This is a genomic window from Curtobacterium sp. MCBD17_030 (assembly GCF_003224255.1).
Taxonomy (GTDB): Bacteria; Actinomycetota; Actinomycetes; order Actinomycetales; family Microbacteriaceae; genus Curtobacterium.
Genome location: NZ_QKLI01000017.1, coordinates 31664 through 54753, shown reverse-complemented (window position 1 = coordinate 54753; position 23090 = coordinate 31664). Strand labels below are relative to the sequence as shown.

Annotated in this window: 30 protein-coding genes; 18 read left to right on the top strand and 12 right to left on the bottom strand. The window is 68.2% G+C overall.

Annotation, left to right across the window (positions count from 1 at the left end; all coding sequences use genetic code 11):
- The first annotated feature begins 30 nt into the window (after window positions 1-30).
- The 12 genes from DEI89_RS17425 to DEI89_RS13565 all read left to right on the top strand — a co-directional run bounded on the left by DEI89_RS17425 (window position 31) and on the right by DEI89_RS13565 (window position 7452).
- Complete coding sequence (locus DEI89_RS17425) at window positions 31-261, top strand: hypothetical protein (RefSeq protein WP_146236807.1); 231 nt, start codon at window positions 31-33, stop codon at window positions 259-261.
- The gene (locus DEI89_RS13610; RefSeq protein ID WP_110904600.1) at window positions 254-583 is read left to right on the top strand and encodes a hypothetical protein; all 330 of its coding nucleotides are present in this window, start codon (window positions 254-256) and stop codon (window positions 581-583) included. Before DEI89_RS17425 ends, DEI89_RS13610 begins: the two co-directional genes overlap by 8 nt.
- Before the next feature lie 121 nt (window positions 584-704).
- A complete protein-coding gene (locus DEI89_RS13605; RefSeq protein WP_110904599.1) occupies window positions 705-1202 on the top strand; it encodes a hypothetical protein in 498 nt (165 codons plus the stop codon).
- 117 nt (window positions 1203-1319) lie between these two features.
- Entirely contained in the window at window positions 1320-2720 is a 1401-nt protein-coding gene (locus tag DEI89_RS13600; protein WP_110904598.1) for a hypothetical protein, read from the top strand.
- Between the two features lie 367 nt (window positions 2721-3087).
- On the top strand, window positions 3088-3819 hold the full coding sequence (locus DEI89_RS13595) for a hypothetical protein (RefSeq protein WP_146236806.1): 732 nt from the start codon (window positions 3088-3090) through the stop codon (window positions 3817-3819).
- Entirely contained in the window at window positions 3816-3956 is a 141-nt protein-coding gene (locus DEI89_RS17810) for a hypothetical protein (protein ID WP_181421665.1), read from the top strand. The genes DEI89_RS13595 and DEI89_RS17810 overlap by 4 nt, the downstream gene beginning before the upstream one ends.
- A gap of 208 nt (window positions 3957-4164) precedes the next feature.
- On the top strand, window positions 4165-4710 hold the full coding sequence (locus tag DEI89_RS13590; protein ID WP_110904596.1) for a hypothetical protein: 546 nt from the start codon (window positions 4165-4167) through the stop codon (window positions 4708-4710).
- On the top strand, window positions 4710-5051 hold the full coding sequence (locus DEI89_RS13585; RefSeq protein WP_110904595.1) for a hypothetical protein: 342 nt from the start codon (window positions 4710-4712) through the stop codon (window positions 5049-5051). Before DEI89_RS13590 ends, DEI89_RS13585 begins: the two co-directional genes overlap by 1 nt.
- 151 nt (window positions 5052-5202) lie before the next feature.
- Window positions 5203-5568: a hypothetical protein gene (locus DEI89_RS13580; protein WP_110904594.1), complete on the top strand. Its 366-nt coding sequence runs from the start codon at window positions 5203-5205 to the stop codon at window positions 5566-5568.
- A 41-nt stretch (window positions 5569-5609) separates the two neighbouring features.
- A complete protein-coding gene (locus DEI89_RS13575; protein ID WP_110904593.1) occupies window positions 5610-6119 on the top strand; it encodes a hypothetical protein in 510 nt (169 codons plus the stop codon).
- Between the two features lie 72 nt (window positions 6120-6191).
- Window positions 6192-6611, top strand: a complete 420-nt coding sequence (locus DEI89_RS13570) for a hypothetical protein (protein WP_110904592.1) — start codon at window positions 6192-6194, stop codon at window positions 6609-6611.
- A gap of 328 nt (window positions 6612-6939) precedes the next feature.
- Window positions 6940-7452, top strand: a complete 513-nt coding sequence (locus tag DEI89_RS13565; RefSeq protein ID WP_110904591.1) for a DUF6998 domain-containing protein — start codon at window positions 6940-6942, stop codon at window positions 7450-7452.
- An 18-nt stretch (window positions 7453-7470) separates the two neighbouring features.
- On the opposite strand, the gene DEI89_RS13560 is transcribed toward DEI89_RS13565, so the two are convergent.
- Window positions 7471-8226: a hypothetical protein gene (locus DEI89_RS13560; protein WP_110904590.1), complete on the bottom strand. Its 756-nt coding sequence runs from the start codon at window positions 8224-8226 to the stop codon at window positions 7471-7473.
- 406 nt (window positions 8227-8632) lie between these two features.
- Between DEI89_RS13560 and DEI89_RS13555 the strand changes: the two genes are divergently transcribed.
- Entirely contained in the window at window positions 8633-8980 is a 348-nt protein-coding gene (locus DEI89_RS13555) for a hypothetical protein (protein WP_110904589.1), read from the top strand.
- Window positions 8981-9038: 58 nt separating this feature from the next.
- Here DEI89_RS13555 and DEI89_RS13550 read toward each other — a convergent pair whose 3' ends face one another.
- The 3 genes from DEI89_RS13550 to DEI89_RS13540 form a co-directional block, all read right to left on the bottom strand.
- Complete coding sequence (locus tag DEI89_RS13550) at window positions 9039-9764, bottom strand: hypothetical protein (RefSeq protein WP_110904588.1); 726 nt, start codon at window positions 9762-9764, stop codon at window positions 9039-9041.
- 325 nt (window positions 9765-10089) lie between these two features.
- Window positions 10090-11142 (bottom strand): hypothetical protein, encoded by a 1053-nt coding sequence (locus tag DEI89_RS13545; protein WP_146236805.1) that lies wholly within the window; start codon window positions 11140-11142, stop codon window positions 10090-10092.
- A 460-nt stretch (window positions 11143-11602) separates the two neighbouring features.
- Entirely contained in the window at window positions 11603-12289 is a 687-nt protein-coding gene (locus DEI89_RS13540; protein WP_110904586.1) for a hypothetical protein, read from the bottom strand.
- Between the two features lie 812 nt (window positions 12290-13101).
- Between DEI89_RS13540 and DEI89_RS13535 the strand changes: the two genes are divergently transcribed.
- On the top strand, window positions 13102-13599 hold the full coding sequence (locus DEI89_RS13535; protein ID WP_110904585.1) for a hypothetical protein: 498 nt from the start codon (window positions 13102-13104) through the stop codon (window positions 13597-13599).
- The gene (locus DEI89_RS17420) at window positions 13596-14012 is read left to right on the top strand and encodes a hypothetical protein (RefSeq protein ID WP_146236804.1); all 417 of its coding nucleotides are present in this window, start codon (window positions 13596-13598) and stop codon (window positions 14010-14012) included. The genes DEI89_RS13535 and DEI89_RS17420 overlap by 4 nt, the downstream gene beginning before the upstream one ends.
- A 58-nt stretch (window positions 14013-14070) precedes the next feature.
- On the opposite strand, the gene DEI89_RS13525 is transcribed toward DEI89_RS17420, so the two are convergent.
- From DEI89_RS13525 to DEI89_RS13500, 6 genes are all read right to left on the bottom strand, one after another.
- On the bottom strand, window positions 14071-14637 hold the full coding sequence (locus DEI89_RS13525; protein WP_181421664.1) for a DNA N-6-adenine-methyltransferase: 567 nt from the start codon (window positions 14635-14637) through the stop codon (window positions 14071-14073).
- Between the two features lie 456 nt (window positions 14638-15093).
- Window positions 15094-15375: a hypothetical protein gene (locus tag DEI89_RS13520; RefSeq protein ID WP_110904582.1), complete on the bottom strand. Its 282-nt coding sequence runs from the start codon at window positions 15373-15375 to the stop codon at window positions 15094-15096.
- 50 nt (window positions 15376-15425) lie between these two features.
- Window positions 15426-15977, bottom strand: coding sequence for a GNAT family N-acetyltransferase (locus tag DEI89_RS13515; RefSeq protein WP_181421663.1), 552 nt, complete (start codon window positions 15975-15977; stop codon window positions 15426-15428).
- 41 nt (window positions 15978-16018) lie between these two features.
- Window positions 16019-16696, bottom strand: a complete 678-nt coding sequence (locus tag DEI89_RS13510; protein WP_146236802.1) for a DUF402 domain-containing protein — start codon at window positions 16694-16696, stop codon at window positions 16019-16021.
- A 131-nt stretch (window positions 16697-16827) separates the two neighbouring features.
- Window positions 16828-17853: an LLM class flavin-dependent oxidoreductase gene (locus DEI89_RS13505; protein WP_110904579.1), complete on the bottom strand. Its 1026-nt coding sequence runs from the start codon at window positions 17851-17853 to the stop codon at window positions 16828-16830.
- 49 nt (window positions 17854-17902) lie between these two features.
- Window positions 17903-18619, bottom strand: a complete 717-nt coding sequence (locus DEI89_RS13500) for an alpha/beta fold hydrolase (protein ID WP_110904578.1) — start codon at window positions 18617-18619, stop codon at window positions 17903-17905.
- Window positions 18620-18782: 163 nt separating this feature from the next.
- Here DEI89_RS13500 and DEI89_RS13495 point away from each other — a divergent pair, with 163 nt between their 5' ends.
- Entirely contained in the window at window positions 18783-19889 is a 1107-nt protein-coding gene (locus DEI89_RS13495) for a fatty acid desaturase family protein (RefSeq protein WP_375537602.1), read from the top strand.
- Window positions 19890-20006: 117 nt separating this feature from the next.
- Here DEI89_RS13495 and DEI89_RS13490 read toward each other — a convergent pair whose 3' ends face one another.
- Window positions 20007-20390: a DUF2267 domain-containing protein gene (locus tag DEI89_RS13490; protein WP_110904577.1), complete on the bottom strand. Its 384-nt coding sequence runs from the start codon at window positions 20388-20390 to the stop codon at window positions 20007-20009.
- Window positions 20391-20628: 238 nt separating this feature from the next.
- Here DEI89_RS13490 and DEI89_RS13485 point away from each other — a divergent pair, with 238 nt between their 5' ends.
- The gene (locus DEI89_RS13485) at window positions 20629-21390 is read left to right on the top strand and encodes an SDR family NAD(P)-dependent oxidoreductase (protein ID WP_110904576.1); all 762 of its coding nucleotides are present in this window, start codon (window positions 20629-20631) and stop codon (window positions 21388-21390) included.
- A 227-nt stretch (window positions 21391-21617) separates the two neighbouring features.
- A complete protein-coding gene (locus DEI89_RS17415; protein WP_146236801.1) occupies window positions 21618-21803 on the top strand; it encodes a hypothetical protein in 186 nt (61 codons plus the stop codon).
- A gap of 7 nt (window positions 21804-21810) precedes the next feature.
- Here DEI89_RS17415 and DEI89_RS13475 read toward each other — a convergent pair whose 3' ends face one another.
- Window positions 21811-23070, bottom strand: coding sequence for an APC family permease (locus tag DEI89_RS13475; RefSeq protein WP_110904574.1), 1260 nt, complete (start codon window positions 23068-23070; stop codon window positions 21811-21813).
- Between the last annotated feature and the right edge of the window lie 20 nt (window positions 23071-23090).

The window sequence follows — 23090 nt, the reverse complement described above, 5'->3', positions numbered from 1 at the left end:
CCCTCGTCCCAACCCTCTGAGGAGTCCCTGATGCGTTTCCGCCAAGCCCGAAGCCTCGCACCGCGGTTGTCGAGTGCCACGCCGTGGGTGCTCATCGCCATGCTCGTCATCTCGCTTGTCATCGCGCTCGTCGTCCAGCCGGAGCATCACTCGCCGCTCGACTGGACCGCACGCGGCATGTTCGTGGCAGCCGTCATCGGTCAGCTGGCCATGATGGTCGACGACCTTGCCCGCCCCATGTCGAAGGAGCGCGATGCCTGACCTTCAGGACCTGCATGCCCGCTACGGCGCCGGCGACATCGACTACGCCGAACTCGCGAACCGTGAACGGGAGCACTTCGACGCGCAACCACCGATCGACGAGCACACGGCCTACAAGATGGGCACCCTCGTCATCGAGAAGGACCGCGATGTGTGGCGGAACGGCCGGACCCGCTGGTCCTGCACGGCAGAAGTCGACAACGAACGCGTGCACAACGTCGCCCGCCTGCCGCAGCACGCGATGATGCGTCAGTACGGCCCGCTGAAGGTCATCGGTGACAAGAACGGGTGGACGTACAAGACCATCCGCGGCCGCCGCTGACACTTGCAGTAACCGGTCGATGGGCTCTGGTTATCGGAAACGTCGTGCCGCCGCATCTGTCAGGATCGGCCCGCCGGAGACACTTCCCAGTGAAGGCCACCACATCACCAGGGGGAACACCATGCGCCGTCTCACCATCACCATCGCCGCCGCTCTGACAGTCGCCGCGACGCTCACCGGTTGCACCGCGAACGACGGCCCGACGGCGAGCCCGACCCCGACGTCGAAGCCGACCGCCACTGCGGCTGCGACCACGCCGACACCGACGGCGACTGCGTCTGAGACAGCGGTCGCCGACCCGAAGGCCGTGCAGCCGACGACTGCACCGGCTCCAGAACCGCCGGCCGCAGCCCCGACCAGTCCAGCAGCTGCACCGGCAGTGTCAGCGGTCGCACAGCACATCTACGACGAGTGCAACAAGGGCGCCGCGGACGCCGGCGTCACGCTGCAGCTCACCGCCAACCCCCACGGGTTCGACAGCAACGGCCGCTACGAGCTCCTCTACCCGTTCACGTTCAACGACGGCCACGATGACCCGTACGCCATCTACAACTGCGTCCTCTCCGACAACACCGTCAACTCGACCTTCATCGGTGGCGGGATGACCGACAGCCACTGACCCAGCTGAAGCGGCTGCCCGGTACCAACACCGCGGCGTAGAACCCTCCACACCAGAAGCGCCCTACCAACCAGGTGGGGCGCTTCGGCGTTCTTGGCCGCCGCATGTACCGGGACCGTGAGACGCATCTGGCGCAATGACCGTGCAGCGACCGACCCGCTGCTGGTCATCGCCGCGATCGCGGTGTCCCTCGTCCTCCTCGTCGGCGGGACGTTCACGGCCCGTGGCCTCATCGCGAACGCTCACCGGGTGAACGCGGTCAACGACCTCGAGCGGGTCGCCACCAGCGAAGCCGCGGCCGCCGCTGACACTGCAGGTGCGTTCTTCGACTACAGCTCGGAGAACCCTGCGGCAGTCACTCCGGTCGGGTTCACTGTCACCGCCGGTTCCACCGTGACCGCACGGTCCTGCACCACCGGGTGGATGGCGGTCGCCGTCGCCGCCGACGGACGCAAATGGGTTCGCACCTCCGCCTTGCCCGCTACCGCGGAAGCTCCCGCCTCGAGCTTGAAACTCCCGGACTGCTTCACCAGCAGCGACCTGCAACGGTTCCTCGCCGCACCCGGACTCCCGGCACCCGCTACCGGACAGTCCGTTGTCCTCGCCGGCAACACCACCGCCGGCTACACCGACGGGTACGGCGACCAGGCCCGTTTCAGCGGCCTCCACGGGTTGAACGCCGACCCGAACGGCACCATCTACGCGGCCGACTGCGGTAACAAAGCCGTCCGGAAGGTCACCACCGGAGGCGTCGTCACCACCATCGCATCCAGCACCGGCCTGAACCCTGCCGGCGACCCCGTCCCCACCCTCCCCAGCGGTGCATGCGTCCGCGGCACCGCAGCGACCACCGACCACGTCTACGCCGCCCAAGCAGCGTGGACCCTCTCAGACATCAGCGGCGGCACCATCCGCCCCATCACGCTGACGAACGTCCCCACCAGCACCAACGGCCTCCAACGCCTGGAACTACTCCCCAACGGCGACATCCTCACCGGCGTCTACAACGCCGTCGTCACCATCAACCCGACCACCGGGAAAGTCACCGTCCTCGCCGGCGCGACCGACAACACCGCCGGCTGCACCCCCGGCACTGGTGGCGCTGCCCGCTTCACCGGAATCACCCACGCAGTGCAAGCGCCAAACGGCAACATCTACGCCGCCGACACCGGATGCCGCGTCATCTGGCAAATCACCCCCGCCGGCACCGCCACCATCTACGCCGGCTCCACCACCGTCACCGGCTCAGCAGACGGACCCATCGCCTCAGCACGGTTCGCAAATCCCGCCTCGCTCGCCATCGCCACCGACGGCACGTTCTACATCAGCGACATCGCCGACCGCACCATCCGACGCATCAGCACCACCGGGACCGTCACCACCGTGTTCTCCGGCACCGACAACCAGGGCAAACTCGTCCGCGCCTCCGCCATCACCCTCAACCCGGCAACCGGAGACCTCATCGCCTCCAACGAAGACGCGAACGCCAACTCCGTCAACGTCATCTCCACCCACTGACCACTGCCAGCTTGCATTGGCCCGGCATGCTCACCGTCATCAGCCGCACCCGAACAGTCACGCACATCGCCGTGCCACATCTGTTCCGCGGTCGGAAGGCAAGTGGCACCGAACCCCGGCACTCCGACGCACCTCGTCGCGTACCCGAGGGCAACGGCGGTCGGCGAATAGCCACGCCAGTCGCATGTTTTTATGCAACAGCGGTTGCATAAAAACGTGCAAGCGGTTCGCCGCATGCTCGGGCACTGTGAACACTTCGCAGCACTCCGAAGCCCTCATCGACGAGCACATCCTCGAAGCTCCGGACGGGCGCCGCGTGCGGTTCATTTCCGCGCCAGCGTTCGCCTCTGAACGCACCTGGGCGGCCGTGCAGTCCCGCCTCCCTGAACGAGGAAGGGTTCTCGTCACAGCTGACGCGTACAAGGGCGACGATGAGCGAGGTGGAGCCGCGCACTTCGCGCACTGGCGGACGGTCGCCGAGGGGCGCGGCCTCGTGCGCCGTTCTGAGGCCGTCCGCCTGATGGGGGCAGTGCAGCTCGAGGTGGACGAGGAATCGTTCCGTCGAGCGTGGCGGTCACCCATGGGGCTACTCATCCGGGCGATCGGTGAGGTGGCGTACAGGTTCAAGGGAGTCTCGGTAGGTGCGCCGTTCGACAACGTCGAGGTCGCCCGGAACGCGGTCGACGCCTTGGCGAATGAACTCGCTGACCTTGCAGCGAGCGCTGACGACGACACGACGTTCATCACCGACCCGTACGCGTCAGGCTGGGCGCAACAGCAGCTCGAAGAGCGAGGCTTCACGGACGTGACCCCCGCGGTGGTGCAAGCCCCACGGAAGCGCGCCGTGGCACAAGAGCTGGACGAACTCGCTCGCACAGGCCGCACTCGGATGATGACCGAAGCGACGGTGCTGTTCGGCGGGGTGCTCCTCGTCCTTGCATTGCTGGCCGGCGCGAACGTTCCGGTGAGCATCGCAGTGTTCGCCAGTGCGATCTGCGCAGCGGGCGTGCTCGACCGAATCTTCACCCGGAGCGCCCGCCGACAGTGGCGCCTGGCGGAAGTGGCAATCCGTGACGAACTCGCCACGGCCGGCGTATGACCGACCGGACCCTCATCGGCTTCGCGTCGGAGCTCCGCGGCAACGAGTCGTACCTACTCGACGCCTCTCCTGTGTTCCGTGAGGACGGGACCCCATTCATCGCCGAGGGCGGCGGTACGCCACGGTCCGCCGCATAGCACCGGACGGACGAACACCCACCCCGCTGACTCACGAGTCTGACCGGCGGGTGGGCCCGTGGTGTCGCTATGGCAGCCCGGGCCGTCCGCGCAACGACTGGCGAGACGGCGTCCTTCACTGGCGTGACCCTCCAGCTGGTCGGGTGTCCCGAGTTCATGCTGCGACCCTCGGGGCGCCGTCCACCGAACCAACGACGAGGAGACCCAGATGAGCGCGTTCACTGTCGGCACTGTCGCGTCCCGGGACATCGGCCGCGGCGTGGAGGTGCTGCTCCGCTGCAACATCATCACCCCGGACTACGAGGATGGCGCCATCGGCTGGGTCACCAGCGATGAGGGGTTCGGTGGTCAGGTCATCCCCGACGACAAGTTCGGTGTCCATTTCCTCTTCGAACAGGACCGGGCCGCGACCCTCGTCTTCATCGGTGACGCAGGGACGACCACGACGACGGTCGGCGCGTTCCCAGACGTCCGCACCATCCGTGAGTCCTACGACGACGAGGACGAAGGGTATGACGCCGCTGACGCGCTGGTCGACGCGCGTCGGGACCTGTTCCGAGACGTCGTCGCTGACCAGCCTGTCGGCACAGTCCTCGTCATCGTCGACACCGAGTCCGGAGCGGCCACCGGTGCAGCACTTCGAATCGAGGACGGGTGGGTGTCAACGACGAACAGCTACGAGTTCACCTTCGACGACCCAGTGAACCCGACCATCCTCGCCGTCCCCGCCGAGTACGACGAGAGCATCGCCTGATGGTCGCAAACCACAACACCGTGCAGTCCATCATGGGGAAGCGGCCCCTCATCGTGCACCCGGACTGGCCCATCCCTGAGATGCCAGCACGGTTCACGGAGCGTGAGCTTGAGGACCTGCCTTGGGGGACGACGTTCATCGCTGTCGCCGGTGAGGATGAGGAAACCCGGCGGGAGATGGGGGAGGTGCGGCTCATCGTCGTACCCGTCATCGACTCGTCGGACCCCGACCCGTTCATCGACCAGTACGGCACCCGACTCCGCCTCACCGACATCGACGTCGCGAGCATTCGCGACGTCGCCGGCCCGCCGCCAGTCCGGCCGCTCGGGGGCTTCAGCTGATGGCGGACTGCCGGGAACGGTGGCTCATCCACGACGACGACGAGCTCGAGGACGACCCGTGCATGTGCGAGCGGGAAGCGAACCACATCAGCGTCCACATCTGTGGCGACTGCCACAGCGTCCTCGCTAGCACAGGAGAGGTCGTTCGCCAGTGACCCACCTTGAGCATGCCCTCACCCAGACCGCCGAAGTCTCCGCATACGTCGACCTCGGCGCCGACACCCGAACCCGGTTTGAGACGCTGCTCCACGCCATCATCACCGATGACGACTACACGCCGACAGTCACATCCGACGGGGACGGCTTCATCGTGCAGTGGAGGGCCGGCAGACGGTACCTCTACGTCGAGGTGTACTCCGACGGCGAATGGGCCCTGCTCGAAACCGCCGACGACGGCAGCATCACCATCAACGAAGCCGGCGACGGCCTCCCCAACCTTGACCGGGTCCGAGAACGCATCACCGCGCTCACCGACCACGTCACCGCGGTACTCGCTGCCCGAGACACACCACGATGACGGGGTCGCCGAACGGCCTGCGCCCACGCCATGATCAGCACGTGCATCCTTCCCGCCGCCGCCCGGTCGCCGCCCTCATCCTGGTCATCGCCGGAACCATCGCTCTCACAGGCTGCAGCAGCCACGAGGACGCCGAACCGAAGAACTACGGACACCAGTGGATGTCGCAGATGTCATCACAGCTTCCCAGCGACTTCGGCGGCGTAGGCGGCCGACTCGTCCTCGGAGACGACAACCCGAAGAAGGCAACCGCCAGCATCTCACTGCAGTACGACCTCGAGGGCCCGTACGACATCCTCGCCGTCTGCCGGTCAACAGAAACCGTGCACCTCACCATCCACGCATTCACCGCCACGAAAGACGGCAGCGGACAGTCCCTCGACACCAAGGAACGACTCGGCGAAGCCGACATCAACTGCGGCACCACCATGCGCATCCCTATCGATGTACCTCGGGGCCGCGACGGCATCACCCTCGACGCCTCCACCGATGACCGGTCCGAACGCACCCTGTTCGAGACGTCCGTTGTCACCCGCGGCTCGAAGGTGTAACGTGCAGGAGCTCCAGCGGCGACGGACACCAGCGACTCCACGTACGCTCAAGAGGCAAGCGAGGGGGACGCGATGCCGAACAGCTGGACGGCGGCCGTGGCGCTCGCCGCGGCGACACTGCTGACGGCGACGGGCTGCTCGTCATCGTTCTTCGCACCGATGGCAGATCCGGTCGGAACGTGGACGCTTTCACCAGATGGCGGCAGCACCATCGTGATGCGGGATGACCACACCTTCACCGCTGAGGGCGTCCCGCAGAGCGTCGCTTGCGTGCGGGTTCCCGTCGTGGACATCCCAGCCGGGTGCAGCACCGGCAGCCTGCCGGTGGGCTTCTCCGGCTCGTGGGACCTCGAGGAGGGGAACACCATCGTGGTCGTCTTCGAGACCGACAACAGATGGGTGATGAGCGGCATCCGCACCGGGAAGACCCTCGGCTTCTGGGTCGGCGACCGAGAACGACCCGACCCGACGTATAAGTACATCCACGACTGAGCCGCCCCGTGCTCCGACGGCACGCCCGCACCGCAGCCGCCAAACGCTGCAGAGTGCTCTGTCCGGGAGCTCCTCGCCAGCCACACCGCCACCCCTGATGAGCCGCTGGTGGCATGGCCCTGACACGGCCGCCATCACATCGTCCGCACCGCCCGCCCCACAGCATCGAGGGCTCGGGCGGTTCTCATCCCGAATCGTGTCGTGGTGGAACTCCCCGACTTACGCCGCCACCAAGATCGAGGCGGCGTTCGAGGACCTGCGGAGCGGCGCGTCAACCAAGACGCGCAAGCGGTGAAACAGCGTCAGCGCTTCCCCGTACCCTGACCGCATGCCCGCCCCGCAGCCGCCGTTCGATGCCGCTTCGATGTCGGTCCGGGAACTCCTCGCCTCCTACGTCGCCATCCTCGACGAGCTCGAGACCCGCCACATCATCCGCACCCGGAACTCACCGCTCGGCGACCTCGCTGAGACACTAGCGCAGCGGATGTACGGCGGGACGCTGCAGAAGAACTCCGGGAAGAGCTTCGACCTCCTCACCGAAGACGGCCAACGAGTTCAGGTGAAAGCCCGCGCCGTCATCCCCGGGAAACCCGCCGGCGCGTTCTCCGCACTCCGCACCTGGGACTTCGAACTCGGCCTGTTCATCCTCCTCGACGCGGCCACCTACGACATTCTCTGGGCCCGCGAACTCACCCCCGAGAGCGCGGAACCCCTCGGCTACAAGTACGGGTACACGAACTCCACAACCATCGCCGTACGAAGAGTCGCCACCGTCGGCAGGGACGTCACCGACGCTCTAACCGCCGCGTACGACCGCATCGACGAACCAGCCGACGAGTAAGCCAGCACGGGCCGACGGTCACCCGAGGGCTTCCCTCAAAGCTTCCGTGTCATGAGCGCCGGGAGGTCCGGCGTACCCGGACTGCTTGACGACGATGAGGTCTTGCCCCGACGGCAACGGGAACACGTGCGCGCTGCGCCCACCGGACCGCCACGAGACCTGTAACTCCCGGCCGGGAGCGGTACTCACCGCAGCTCCGGATGTGAGCCACGGAGCGCCGAACGCGAACACCTGCGCCACGTCGCATTCAGCCAAGGGCTCCCACACGAACTCCGCCAGAACCGCAGGTGTGGGGTGCATCGAGCCGGTCACCTTGATGCTGTGCCACGGGAACATTTCGACGTACAGCAGGTCCGCAGGTGTCACGTCGGCGGCGAGGAACCTGGACGCGAAGGCTGCCCGGCTCCGGTGGTAGCGATTCCGGCCGTGCGTCCCCTCCCACGCCTCTGACGTGTACGGCGCCGACGACACCCATTCGGTGTAGCCCACACGTCCGACGGCGTCGGTGAACACTCCGCCTTTGCCTTGGAACGTCAGGTCTGCCCCACCGGGATTCAGCCCCAACATGACCATGACCGGGTCCCGGCCAGTTGCGTACGGACCGATGAACGGCTCCGGCATAGCGTCAGCTTGCACCGCACCGTCGCCGCGCCCCGAGTACGCCGCCTGCCACTGTTGCAGCCGAACATCCAGCGGGGAGCTGTCCAACCAGCCGCGAACCGCTTCGTCCCAAAACGCTGTCACCCGCTGCCGCGCCGACACCCCATCACCCATACCCGGCAGCCTTCCACCACGGCGCACCGGATCGCACACCGCTTCGCCGGAGAAGACCGCCCCTAACGGACTCTGCGCATAGACAGTGGGTGCTGGACATCACAGACCAGAAGCGGCCGGCAGCAAGCCGCAGTGTCACACCCCACACGGTCAGCAGCCCCACGGGTGCGATAGTCGGACGGGCCTGCCTCAACGGGCTTATCGACACGCAGGAGGAAGCGGACGCGCTCACTGTGGTCCACGAACGGCTGCTGCGGATGATGATCGTCAATCGGCACCTCGCCTACATCAGCGGCGCACCCACCGGCCGGACTCCGACCAGGCGCCGCACTCCCGGCACGTCTTCGGCAGCGAGGCGCCGGACCCGGAGAACGTCGCGAACCTCCCTCACGAGACGCTGCTGCAGTTGGCTGCGTACATCGGCCGGCAGGACCGGAAGCACGCCATCATCGAAGGGTTCATCTGGGTCGACTCGTACGACCAGACCCTCGAGGAGCGAGAGTGCGACTGCGGCTGCCAGGACGACGAGGAGACCGACGTCGACATCTTCCGCCGCGACGCCGACGAGTTCTTGGTAAAGATCCGGGAGGAACACGAGTCGTTCATGCCCGGCTACATCGCCAGCGTCCGCGCGTTCATCGACTTCGACTTCCACCTCGACGTCCGCCGGAACGGCTACATCATGGGCCGTGACGCGGACAAGGTCCTCGCGTTCCTGCAGGAGGCGCATGCAGCCGGCGTCGTCTTCGCCTGAACCTGAGACGAGCAGTTCTCCCGCGACCTGCCAATTGGTGCGCTGTAAGTCTGAACTATCAACGACCCCAGGAGTTGATGCGCGCTGCAAACTCCCACGCCTGCCGCTCAAGGGGCGACGGGAACGGCACCACGATGGTTTCGTCGGGGGTAGCGATCGTGAGATACCGCTTGGACGTGTCCTTCTTCATGCCGGACCCGGCGACCGCACCAACAACAGCGCCCGTGCCTCCGACGAGCAGACCACCGACGAGCGCACCACCGAGCGTCCGCCCGGTCGAGGAGCGTTGCGATACCGTGCCGTCCACCGTCGCGGTTGCGCCTTCCATACGCCACCGGCGAGACCCGTGCGCGAGCTTGCTGCCCTCGAAGTAGTACCCCTGAAAGGCGCCGGCGGGTGCGATGAGACGGCGTTCCGGCTGGTTCTCGCTCTCTCGACGCGCTTGCTCCTTTTGCTCCTGACGCCACTGCACGTCGTCCGTGGTCAGGTCCGTAAAGGGGACACCCGTCGCGTTGGAAACCGCGTCCGCAAATGCCTCGCCGGAACCATCGCGGTTGAATCGGAACGTCAGCCCGTCCCGTCTCGGCTCGGGGGTGCGTGACCAGCCCTTAGCGCGCACACGGAGTTGGTGGTCCTCGTACTCGAGGTACTCCACCTTCGCCAGTGGTATCCGCACGCCCTTGGTCATCTTGGCGCCGCGGACGCTGAACGCAAACCTGAACTCGATGTGGTCATCGGTGAGGGTCGCGGTCCCGTCACGGCCTTTCAGTTCCATGGCGCTCATGCTGCCAAGGGGCAACGCCAGACGTCCAGCCCCAGAAGGGGCTCGGTGGCAGAACGAGGACAAGCGGCCCGCGCTCATTCAACGGGTGAAGCGGTCAGTGTCCGCTGCGCTTGGATCTCAGCTACCGATCGCAGACCTACGCCGTCGTCTCCTGGGTCGGCTACCACGATCTGCCGCATCCGGTCGGCGACCTCGGCTGAGTTCGGCGCTTGGACGGATTGCGTGGTCGGGAACTTGCCGAGTGGGACGGTGGCGATGCCGCGGAGGGCGTCGAGTTGGCGTTGGCGAAGCTGGCGTTCCTGCCTCGAAGCCATGTCGAGTCCCATTAGTCCGGGAGCTGGTGAATCAGGTCGTAGTAGACATCGGCCTGGAAGTGAATACGGCCGCGGACCTGGTTGGCGAGGTCGACCTCGTGGTAGCGGTGCATGAGAGTGGCTGCGGTGATGGTGTTGTCGGTGATGCCGCCGGCGGGGAAGTTCGAGGTGGCGAAGATGGTGTCGTCTTCGGGGACGGCGACGGTGAACTTCGGCCGCGCCGGTCCGTCTTTCGGAGGGACGGCGGATGTGAACCCGAGAGCAGCCATGTCGGGCATTGTGCGAGTGAACGCGACACGGGTTCGTCCTGACTCGACGTTGCCGTCCCGTCCGAGATACGGCAATCCCGGGAACGGGGTCATTGCTGCCCATGCGCCGGAGACGAGTGCTCCGGCGTCGATGAGGAGACGTGCTTGCTCTTCCACGGTGCCGGGGTGGTGCCAGCTGGTGGCGATGCCGCCGGGCCCGTTGTAGGTCATCGCCCAGTCGGCGAGAGCGAACATGTCCACCGCTTCCCAACCGATGTCGACGTGCCGGACTGCGTCGCCGAGGATGGTGAGCGCGTCACCGATCCGTCCGACGCTCATGCCTGTGCGGGCCGCGAGTTGGTCGATGCGGCCGCTCGCCACGGGAAGGGTGCGCGCGACAGCGAACACCGCGTACCGGTCGACGCCGCGCATCTGAAACGCGCGCTCGCCGGCGATCTGTCGGCCGTCCTCCCACACCTGTGAGCCGTTGACGAGCAGCACGTTCGGCGAGGCGCGGGCGATTTCGACCATCGTTCGTGGGGCGACGTATGAGGACTTGGGTACGAGCAGCAGTTCCGGCTCGTTGGGATCAACTTCGGGTTGACGGCGGAGGGATGCTGCCGGTGCCACGCGGGCGCGGCGACCGTCGGCGAGACGGACCGTGTCGAATGTCTCGACGGTGGCCGGGAGACCTGCGTGTTCGAGGGCGACGAGCGCGGGAGTGACGTCGACGGGCCAAGTGGACCATTGGCCCAGGTCAAGGATGTCCGTCCGCTGCTGAGCTCGACTCCACCATTCATCGTTCGTGTTGCTCATCAGATCCTCTTCGAAATCGGGGCGGGTCGCCGTGTTCCGCCCTGATATGCGCGGAGGAAGATGGTGTCTTCGATGCCGCCGCCAGCACCAACGACGAACCGCACCCCGTCATGCGACCCTGGCGATCACGCCCGACGAAGTTCCTGTCACGGACCGATGAAAGCCTCGGCTGTCCGCGCATAGGCGTCGTGCTGCCGATGTTCGGCCGCCGTGAGGAAAGGAACAGCTATGAAGATCGCTGCCGGAACCGTTGTGGCTGCGAGCAAGGACCATGGTGGGACGAGTCGGACGTTCGTGCCTGGCGGGTGCCGTGGAATCGTCACGAGTGGCGGAGGCTGGCCATTCCAAGTCCGCTGGGAGGGTCTCACGTATTCGCAGCCCGCGTATCGCGACGAGGTGATCTGACCCAGACGATCCCAGCTGGTGGGTCGGCTGATGCTGGTCGGCCGACCCACCACCGTCACACGGCTCGCGATCGATTCAGCGCTGCACCGAGGCGTCGCCCGTTCGCGTTGTCGGCTTCAAGCGACGCGGAAAAGTCCGCGACCCAGTTCTCGCCGTCCGGGCGCGGGATTCGCATCTCGTTCCCGACGTAGTACGTCGAGTCCGGAAGCGGGACGACGTTGATGATGTAGTACAGCGACTGTCGAGGGCAGCCGATTTCGTCGGCGAGCCAGCCAAGGCCCACGGTCGCCCGGGACTCCTGCCGGTGCCGCGGGAAGGGGCGCCGCCTGCGGCTGCGCCGCTCTTCGACGAACGCGCGTGCATCCTCGAGGGGGATCTGGATGGACCGCCCGATCCGACGCGCGGATGCAGGCAACGCGCCCTCTGCACTGAGTGCCCACACCCGGCGTGTTGTCACGTTGAGCTGGGCAGCGAGCCACTCAAGCCCGACCGTTTCAACATCCGGCGGGAACGGTTCTGTGTTCTGACCGAAGAACCGCTGCTTGTCCGCACGCCGCTCTGCGATGAGCACGTCCGCGTCCGCTCGGGGGATCCACAACTTCCCGTCGACCTTGAACGAGGACTCGGGGAGGATGCCTTTGGCGTTCCATGCGTACACGGTGCCCATGGTGACGTCGGCCGCTCCCGCGAGTTCTCGGAGTGACATTGCGCCGTTGGTGGTTGGCTGGTTGATGGTGGACATGTGTTCGCTTCCTCGTGGTGGACGGACAGGCTGTTTGCTGTCCACACACACCTATGCGGCGAAAATCTCGGAGTGACCAAGACGGGCTGAGCTGACCTGTGTTTCGGTTCCATCCCTCGACGGCGATGCTGGCGCGTTGCAGCCACCGTCGTCAGGGAGGCAGGGGGCTGATAAACCAACTCAGCACGGGCTCCGGACGTGCATCCTGGGTGCCCGACCGTCGTTCCGGACGGATGCTGCTTGCCCGTCACGCGCCACGAAAGTTGATGAAAAGCCGTTCTGACCTGGGCAGACCTTGCCCGGCTTCCTTGCGTACCCGGTGCGGGGGGGGGTACGGCTATAGACCCTTGGGGAGGTATATAGGTATGGGGATCTAGGGTCGAACTACTTCTTCTTCTTCTTCTTCTTCTATATCTACCAAATACATAAGTCTTCAAGTCAAGGGGTCTCCTACCCCTTCCGATCGGCTTGCTAGCGGCGATCTGCGGCGACTTGACGAGCCCGTTCGTTCGTCGAGCAGGGGCAAGTCGCCGCTTGCTCCATACTGCCCAGATCGCGCCGATCACCGGGAAAGTCGCGTCGACGCCGCGGTTCGCCGCATAGACGTGGGCGTGATGAACTCAGCCCCCGCGGCGCATTGGGACCATCGGTCTGCGGACCCACCGCGTGCGGAGGATCAACACGAGATCCGATGCCGTCGTCAGTCCGTCCGTACGCACTCTCGTCTTGCAGTCCGCGCATACACCTCTCGTGAACCGATCAGGACCAACCGAGGTGCCACGCGCGATGGCGCCGACAGCTATGGGCCTCGCATGAGCCGCTACCCCGAGGCCAAGCAGCACCTCGCGGCCGAGACTCTCTCCGTCCTGCAATCGGGCAGCGGTACGTGGCGAGCCATCTCGTGGGCGTGCCTGCGGTCGACCGTCGATGCACATTCGTCGTCGCTGCCCGCTGGCGAGCCGATGCTCATCGAGTACCGCAGCGGGCCTGACGAAGACGCGGAGGTCCGCGTTCGCGCGCAGGTCCTCACGCTGGGTCGCGGCGTCGGGCTGATCGTTGAGCTCGTCATCCCGCCGGAAGGGACTGGGGAGTACGCGCGCGTTGCGAAGCGGGATGCGCCCGACGAAGTCCGGCGCGTTCACATCCGCGCTGGTTGGACCGCGGTGGTCCGGGCAGCCGCTGAGGCCACCGCTCTCCTCGGCTGGGCAATGCCGGAAGATGGCCACCTGCTCGATGCGCTGTGGTCGCTGCAACAACCGCTCGACTACCTCGCCGACATTCGTGCGGGACGGCGTAGGCCGCCGTCGTGACCGCCGAGCCGTCAGCCCACACCCTCGTCCACATCAGCGGAGACTGGTTGCTGTTCAATGATCCGCGAGCCGCGCTGGTTCACCTGCTGCCGGGTGCCTCGAATAGCGTCGAGCTGATGGTTGCCGTCGCCCAGAGAGCACAGCACGCCGAACTGCAACACTGGGAGCGCGTGCATCGACGTCGTGGCACCGCGTCGATGACGGTAGAGGAGCTGGCCATCTACACAGCGCCGAAGGGCGAGCGGTTCGGATCCGACCTCCCCGAGCGGTGGGTCGGCAAGCCGGCGCTCTACCTCACCGTCGCGCAGCTGCACGGTGCCCCGTTACCGATGGGTTCGGTGGTGCGGGTGGGGCCGAACGTCGTGCAGATGCTCCTGATGCTGGAGCGCGCTGGCATCCTCGACGTGATGTGAGCGCGCGAAGAGGCCCTTGATGCGAAGTCGCATCGAGGGCCTCTGGGTCAGCCGGTGGTCAGCTCAGAACGGAGAAGCAGAGCCCGAGGTCGGCCTGGCGGAGCGCTCTCGCGGCTCGCTCTCCCCACGCCAGGAACATCGACCCCGCGCCAGGCGACCCCTGCGGCCGGCCCGTCCGGCCGTTGATGAACTTGATGCGGCCAGCGGTGAAGCAGACGACGTCGGCCGACGCCATCGCCTTGTGCGCCCACTTGGTGTCCGTTCGTGCGAAGACGAGTGCGATGCCATCGCCGTGTGCGGCCAGCTTCTCGAGCCATGTGTCCGTGTCGTCGTACGGCGGGTTCACCCAGCACATGCCGTGCCACGGGGAGGTCAGCCCGTCATCGTCGATGGTGAAGCAGCTCACGGCCGGGACGTTCGAGAGAGCGGAACCGGGGGAGCAGGGGTCGAGGTCGAACTCGACGCCCAGAGCGTTGAACACGGCGGCCGGGGTGTACCACTCGATGTTCGGGTTGTGCGGGCCCGACTCGTGCGTGAAACCGCGGCCACGACGAGAAGGTGCGGTCTCACCGTTCGACGTCTGAGCGCTGTGGGCCTTGATGGTGTGGGTGGTTGCGTTGGTCATGCACGCCCTATGCATGACCCGACGCCGCGGGATCTCCAATGAAGGAAAGCCCAGATCAAATCGGGTATCGTCGAGCTCCTGGCGCGGCCAATTCGTCGCGCGGACCTTCGCCGCCTTCGGCGCCGGCGCCGCGAGTCCTGGTGTGTGCGGTGGTGCTTCTGCGTGTCGGTGTGGTGTTGGTGAAGACGCGGACGCGGTGGCAACCAACCGCAAAGAACCGGACTTCAAACAGGTGCGATGCTTGCGGTTACTTGCCTACCGGTCCGGCTGCGCCCAGGGACAAGGACATTTACACCGTGGATGTCGTCGGTTCGATCCCGGCAGGGCCCACCGGAACGCGCGCTCGTCCTCCTCGGCCGCTTCACCTCTTCCGACGGCGACGTGATCGGAGAACAGTCTGTCGCCGGGGTCGCCGTGCCAGCGGTGCGGTGCAGGACGGGAACCGCGGATCGAGTTTCAGATGTGGCTCGCCAGGCGTGCGGCCTGCTCGCGGTCCTTCTGGTGCTCGCGGACGACGGCACTGACCGCGAGCCACGAGACCAGGGTGCTGAACGCCCCGACGAGCAGCGTCCCGCAGATGCTCGACATCCACACGATGGTCTGCGCGTTCGCGGCGATCGTCTCGAGGTCTCCGCCCGCTCTGGAGAAGATGACGAGCGCGCTCGCTCCCGTCCCGATCGCCCCGGCGAACATGATGATCGTCATCGCTGCGAGAGCTCCGCGCCAGCCGTTGTCCATGGCTCCGACCGTACTGGCCCTCGGACCGGAGATGCGAGCAGCACTCGGACTCAGACTCGCCCCTCTCCCGCGATGCGCGACCACACCGCCAGGTCCACCCGGCGGTCATCCGTGGACCCGGCGTTCCGCGCGACGCCCTCGCGAACGAACCCGGCGTGGGAGGCGACCCTCGCCGATGCCGAGTTCCCTGTCGCGATGCGGAGCTCGACACGCTCGAAGGAGTGGACGTCGAGCAACCACGACGAGAGCGCGCGCACCGCAGCGGATGCGTGACCCTGACCGCGGAATTCCGGCGCGAGCCAGTAGCCGATCTCGGCCGTGCAGGCGCGCCAGTCGACACGCTTCACGTCGATGCACCCGGCGAGGGAGCCCCCGACCCGGATGCAGCGGACCAGCCCGGCTCCGCTGGCACGGATCGATTCGGTGCTTTCGGTCGCCCACCGACCGGCGAGCTGCACCGGGTACGGGCGCGGGAGCGGCAACCACCGACGGATCTCGAGGTCCGCGACCGCTGCCGCGAGCGCCGGCCCGTCCGCCAGGCTGAACCCGGTCAACGCCGTCGTCGCGTCCACCGGGAGGACGGCGTCCGGGAGGCACGGCACCGCAGGCCGCGTCGGTTGCGTTGGGCGGGCCTCCAGTCTGCTCACCGGACCACGCTCCAGTCCGTCGGCAGTCCGGGACCCGGCCAGGCGGGATCAGGGACCCAGCCCGTCCAGTCGGCGTCGAACGGGAAGCGGCGCGCGCGTGCGACCGCGGTCGCGTCCTCGCCCGCCTGCTCGATCACGGCGCGCATGGTCTCGGGCCAATGGCCGGTCGAGGCGTAGAACGCGAACTCGTCCTCGTCCTTGTACCGGACGGACCAGGTACCGTCCGGATCGGTCGTGGCGACGACGTCGAGTGTCCAGTCCTGGCTGTCGAACCCGAGCGGCGTCCGGACCCAGGGCAGCTCGAGGTTGACGTACCAGTCCGGCAACCAGCCGGAACCGTCGTGCCAGCGCCAGACGGACCAGGGGGAGCCCTTCGGGTGCACGCGGACGACGGCCGCGCCCGTCCACCCGTCCTCGACGTACGAGCCGTCCCAGTCCGACGGCAGGACCAGGCGACCGTTCGGACCGCTGCCGACACCGGCGCGACGTCGGAGCGCCGAGCCGATGGGACTCGCGACCACGGCGAGGTCGTCGTCGTCGACCAGGACCCGGCCGGCAACCGCGAAGGCGACGGCGTCACCGCGGGCGCCGAAGTCGTGCACGCTCCGGAGGAGGACCGGGTCGCCCGAGGCGAACGGCTCGCTGCGACTGTCGGGACGGGCGCTGGTGTCCATGTCCCCGACCGTACTGGCCGTCGCACCGAGGAAGACGGATCGCACCGGCGCGAGGCGGGCGGGTCGGCGGCGCCCGGTGAGCCGCGGACCGTCGCGCTCGTCGGTCCCGCGCGACGGGCCTCCGTGTCAGGTCACCGGGCGTCCGTCGGGCTCCAGCCGAGTTCCGGGCCGAGCCGCTGCGCGATGTCGGTGATGATCTGGGCGGAGTCGTCCGGCTCGAGGTCGAACGGCAGCGCGAACGCGACTTCGGTGACCGCCTGGTACCCGGCATCGGCACGCAAGCGGTCCGCGATCTCCTCCGAGCTGCCCACGAGGTCCGCGGCGAAGAGCAGCCCTGCGGGCCCGATCGGGACCCCGACCCGCCCGGAACGCGAGTCGACGTACCGGCGGTAGCGCTCCTCCTGCTCGCGTGTCGCGCTGTCCGTGGGGATGACCACGAGCCCCTGGGAGATGCGGGCCGTGTGTGGAGCGGGGTGCGCGTCGAGGTACGCGTCGATCTGGGCCCGCTGGTTCGCGGCGAAGTCGGTGCCGACCTCGCTGCGGGTGACGCTCGACGTCAGCAGGTGGAAGCCGTTCTCGGCAGCCCAGACGGCCGACCGTGTGCTGCCCGTTCCGTACCAGAGCCGATCGACCAGTCCGGTGCTGAGGGGTTGCACCGTGCGCGAGAACTCCTCGATGCCGCGCCGCTCGACGGTGTCGGTGACGGGGTCTCCGCGGACCAGGTCGCGGAAGCGGAGGAGACGGTCGTGCCCGAGGTCCTCCTGGTCCGCAGTGTCGGGGTAGATCGCATCGCGGTAGAGGTCGTAGTTCATCGGTGGGCCGGCGGAGAACCCTGGGTTCAGGCGACCGCCGAGGAGCACGTCCACGGTGCCGAGGTCCTCGGCGAGCCGGAAGGGGTTCTCGGCACCGATCGGGGTGACTGCCGTGCCCAGCTCGATCCGCGACGTCCGCTGCGACGCGGCAGCCATCACCGCGACGGGGGAGGAGATGCCGTGCTGCAGGTGTCGATGCCGGAACCAGGCGCCGTCCAGTCCGAGTGCCTCGCCGCGCTCGACGACACGGAGGGTGTCCTCGATGCCCAGGGACGGGCGGGCGGGGTCGAACGAACCGATGGTCAGGAAGCCGACACGGTCCGGGGGAGTTCCGTCGAGGGGCATGCGCCGATCGTGTCAGACATCGAGGTGCCCGACCACGTCGCGGCGGTCGTCAGCGATCGAACACTTCCGGCAGCGCCGCCACGAACGCGTCGAAGTGGCTGTACCAGACGGAGTGCGCCGCCCCCGGGATGCTCCGCACCTTCACGCCCGACGACGCCAGGGCCGCCGCCGTCTCGTCGTCGACGTAGTGGCTCGGGTCGGCCCGGACGACGACCGAGCCCGGGCGCGGGGGCCACGAACCGCCCGGACCTGCCGCGATCGCCGCCGCCGTCGCCGGGTCGAACCGGGAGGCGGCGAGCGCCTCTACCTGACAGTCGCGCTCGCCGTAGTGCGGCTTGTCCGCGCGGAGCCGGTCCATCGTCCGGCTGTCCCGATCCGCTACGTACTCGGCCTGCGCCTCGGTCCGGTCGTGCCCACCGCGGGTGGCGAACGGCGCGTCGACGTACACCGCGAAGCCGGGATCGAACCGTCCGGTCGCGACGGCCGCGGCGAGCAGGAGGCCGCCGAACGAGTGCCCGAGCGTGACCGTCGGCCGGACGCCCAGCGTGTCGAGTGTCTGCGCCACCGATGCTGCGGCATCGAGCACGGTCATCGTCGGACAGCGTGGTGAGCGTCCGTGTCCCGGTAGGTCGAGTGCGGCCACCCGGACGCCGCGGTCGGCCAGGAGGCCCGTGATGCGCCACCAGCTCTCCGCCGAGCCCGTCATCCCGTGGAGGAGCACCACCGCCTCGGGTCCCGCTCCGGTGGTCTCGGCGTGCAGCAGCATCCCCACATCGAAGCACGGCCGGTGCGTTCAGCGGCGATTCACCATGAGTTCCGCATGGTGGCGGTGGATTCGCATCTTCGACCCATATCGTCATCGCAAGCGCGATTGCGTGAACTCCTGTGCGCTGGTCGAAGGGCCACGATGACGGAAGGTCGGTCCCTCGTTGACCACCACCCCAGTCCAGTCGGGCTACACCCGCACCCGTCCCGCGACGAACGGACGGGGCTCGAGCACATCGACGTACTCGGCGGTCCTGGCACAGGTGAAGGAGCACGACCTGCTCCGTCGCCGCACCGGGTTCTACTGGTCGCTGTTCGGGTCCTTGATCGGGACGCTCGCCCTCGCATGGGTGGCGTTCTCGTTCCTCGGCGAGTCGTGGTTCCAGCTCATCGTCGCCGGCGTCCTCGGGGTCCTGTTCACGCAGTTCGCCTTCTTGTCCCACGAGGCCGCGCACCGTCAGGTGTTCGCCTCGCAGCGGTGGAACGACCGGGCCGGCCGGTACGTCGGCACGTTCCTCGTCGGCCTGAGCTACTCGTGGTGGATGAACAAGCACACCCGTCACCACGGCAACCCGAACACGATCGGCAAGGACCCGGACATCGCGCCGGGCGTCATCGCCTTCATCCCCGAAGACGCTCCCGTCACCGGGTTGAAGGGCTTGTTCACCCGGTTCCAGGGATGGCTCTTCTTCCCGCTGCTCACGCTGGAGGGCATCAACCTGCACTGGTCCGCCGTCCGCGCTGTCGTGAGCGGCACCGGCACCACGGCGGACCGCCGGCACCGCGTCATCGAGGGCTCCCTGCTCGTCGCCCGGTTCGGCATCTACCTGACCGCCGTGTTCTGGTTCCTGCCGTTCGGGATGGCGTGTGCGTTCCTCGGGGTGCAGCTGGCCGTGTTCGGCGTGATGATGGGTGCCTCGTTCGCCCCGAACCACAAGGGCATGCCGACCATCGCCCACGACGCGAAGGTCGACTTCTTCTCCCGCCAGGTCCGCACGTCCCGCAACATCCGCGGCGGCTGGTGGGTGTCGTTCCTGATGGGCGGCCTGAACTACCAGGTCGAGCACCACCTGTTCCCCTCGATGCCCCGCCCCGCCCTCAAGCAGGCACGGCTCCTGGTCCGGGACCACTGCGACAGCCTCGACGTGCCCTACACCGAGACCACGCTGCTGCGCTCCTACGGCATCGTCGTCGCCTACCTGAACCGCGTCGGACTCGCTGCGCGAGACCCGTTCACCTGCCCGATGGTGTCGCAACTCCGGATCAGCTGACCAGGGGTCGGCCGCGAGGAGGCGGCCCGCGACCGGGCTGATCCCGTCCGTGGTCGGGGCGGGTGCTCGGCGCGTTCCCGGAGCCGCTCCAGGTCCGCGCGTCTCGCACGGCGCAGGTCAGGTCGACAGCCCGAACGCCGTCAGGTGGTCGTTCGGCAGCTGTGTCGTCAGGTTCTCCCACGTACCCTTGGGCACCGCTTCGTGCAGGACGTCGAACACCGCGCGGGCGCCCTCGCGGGCGGTAGACTCGTCGATGTCAGCCCGCCCGGCCACGCGCCGGACGAACTCGTCCGCGTCGAAACGTTCCGGCGCCTCGTCCACGCCGGTCAGGCAGTGCTGCAACTCATCCGGCAGCTCAGCGGCGACGGCGGCACCCTCGCCACCGCTCAGTCGCTCGGCGAGGGTGCTGAGGGTCGCATCGGTGAGCGGACGCGCCCGCGTCCGCACGTGGGTGATGTCCGCGCGCTGCGCGACCAGGTCGACGAACTGTCCGGTGTCCATCCGGGCCTCCTGAGATCGGTTGACCCACCACGTTCGTCGCACCTGCCCTGAGCCTCCCCCAGGTTGTAGCGTCGACGCGGGAGGCGGGACTCCCAGGAGCCCCGGACCACCGCGCGCGGTCCCCGGAGGTCGCACAGGCCGGGATTGGGCAGTCTGCGCGAGGATGGCTGCGGCGACGACGCCAGCCGCGCCTCCCGTCAGCACCGCCTCCGGCGGCCCGACCTGTGAAGGACACGCCATGCAGCCCACCACCCTGACCGGTTCCGTCGCCCTGGTGACCGCAGCCTCCCGTGGGATCGGACGGGCGATCGCGCTCGACCTGGCCACGAACGGTGCGGACGTCGCGCTCGGGGTCCGCGACACCGAGTCCGCCACTGAGCTCGCGGCGGAGATCAGCGCGATGGGCCGCCGGGTGACAGTCGTGGCGATGGACGTCACCGATCTGCCATCGTGTCGCCGGGCCGTCGACGACGTGATCGCCGACCTCGGGACCATCGACGTGCTCGTGAACAACGCCGGCGGCGGCATCGTCGAGGACGCGCTCGACGTCACCGAGGAACACTTCGACTCGGTGTGGGCGCTCACGACGAAGTCGACGTTCTTCGTCTCGCAGCACGTCGCCCGGCACATGCGGACCGCCGGCGGTGGGTCGATCGTGAACGTCGCCTCGCAGGCCGGGCTCGTCGCCCTGCCGGGGGAGTCGGTCTACTGCCTGAGCAAGGCCGCCGTGATCCACCTGACCAAGTGCCTGGCGGTCGAGTGGGGCCAGTACGGGATCCGGGTGAACGCGGTGGCGCCGACCTTCATCGAGACGGACGGCACCGCTCCCGCGCTGTCCGACGCGGCGTTCCGGACCGACACGGTCGAGCGCATCGCGGCACTCCACCGGATCGGGCAGCCGGAGGAGGTCGCCGCGGCGGTGACGTTCCTGGCCGGCGAGGGGGCCTCGCTCGTCACCGGGACCGCGCTGCCGATCGACGGAGGGTGGACGGCTCGCTGACGAGAGCGGGTGCGGAGACGTCCGAGCGGGCGCGTCGTCCCCACCGACTCCTGACACCGGTGCTCGGTCAGTGGCCGCTCCCTGCACACGCGCTCCTGTTCGGGTACGGCCATCCCATCGCCTTCGCGGCGGCCGCGGCGCTGCCGGCGGGGATCGAGGTGGCCGTCCGCGACGCCCCACGGGCACGGCTCCGACGCCTCCCAGGCGCGCGGGAGTCGGCTGTCCGCATGAGCGACAGCCACGAGGGAGCACCCATGGTCGACGGCGAACCCGTCACGGCCGAGCGTCTGCAGCACGACCTGTCCTTCGACTCGGACGCGATGCCCGAGGACGACCCGGGCACCGACGAGGACGCCCTCGTCGCCGACGCGGACCCCAGCGAGGAGGACGCCCAGGGATCGCAAGAACCCTGACGCAGCCTCAGCGGGGCCGGCGACGCTGCGCGATGAGACGCCCGGCTCGGTAGACGAGCCCGAGCGCGGTCACGACGACCCCGCCGACGATCGAGGGCCACGGCAACGCCGCCACCAGGACGACGCACCCAGCGGCACCGATGACGGCCAGGAGGCGCGGGTACCGCCGGTCCCGCCGCTCCTGTGTCAAGGCGGCCGCGTTCGCGACGAAGTAGTACAGCAGCACCCCGAAGGACGAGAACCCGATCGCCCCCCGCAGGTCGGTCACGGCGACGAGGACGCACACGACCAGACCGAGCACGAACTCGGCACGCGCCGGCACCGCCGTCCGCGGGTGCACGGCGGCGAACCACCCCGGCAGGTCCCGGTTCCGCGCCATCGCGAGGCTCGTCCGCCCGATGCCCGCGATCATCGCCAGGAGCGCCCCGAGGGCAGCAGCGGCGGCACCGACCTGCACGACGACGCCGGCCCACGGCTGCCCGGCCGTGGCGACGACGGACCGGAGGGGCGCGGCCGAGGCGGCCGTGCCTCCCGGCCCGAGGGCGTGCAGCGTGGCGAGCGCGACCAACGCGTAGACGACGAGCGCGATCCCGAGGGCGGTGGTGATCGCCCGGGGGATCGTGCGCGCCGGATCGACCACCTCTTCACCCAGGGTCGCGATGCGGGCGTACCCGGCGAAGGCGAAGAACAGGAAGCCGGCAGCCTGCAGGACCCCCAGCGGCGTCGCGGCGACGCCCGGGTCGTCCGCGGTCGGCCCGGAGTGCGCCAGCCCCAGGGCGACCACGACGGTCAGGGCGACGAGGGCGACCACGACGAGGACCCGGGTGAGGAACGCCGTCCGCGTGATGCCCAGCGTGTTGACCACGGTGAGGGACAGGACCACGGCGACCGCGACGGGCCGCTGCCAGGCCTCGGGCACCAGGTACACGGCGACCGTCATCGCCATCGCCGCCGAACTGGCGGTCTTGCCGATCACGAAGCCCCACCCGGCAGTGAAGCCGACCCAGGGTCCGAGGCGCTCCCGGCCGGAGACGTACGCACCGCCCGAGGTCGGGTACTGCGCCGCGAGCTGCGCCGACGACGTGGCGTTGCAGAACGCGATGACGCCCGCGACCAGCAGCGCGACGAGCACGCCGCTGCCGGCGACGGACGCCGCGGGGGCGAACGCCGCGAACACGCCCGCGCCGATCATGGAGCCGAGCCCGATCACGACGGCGTCCCGCAGCCGGAGACGCCGCGCGAGGGAGCCGGTCGTGGGAGCGGTCATCCGGCCATCCTGACCAGGTC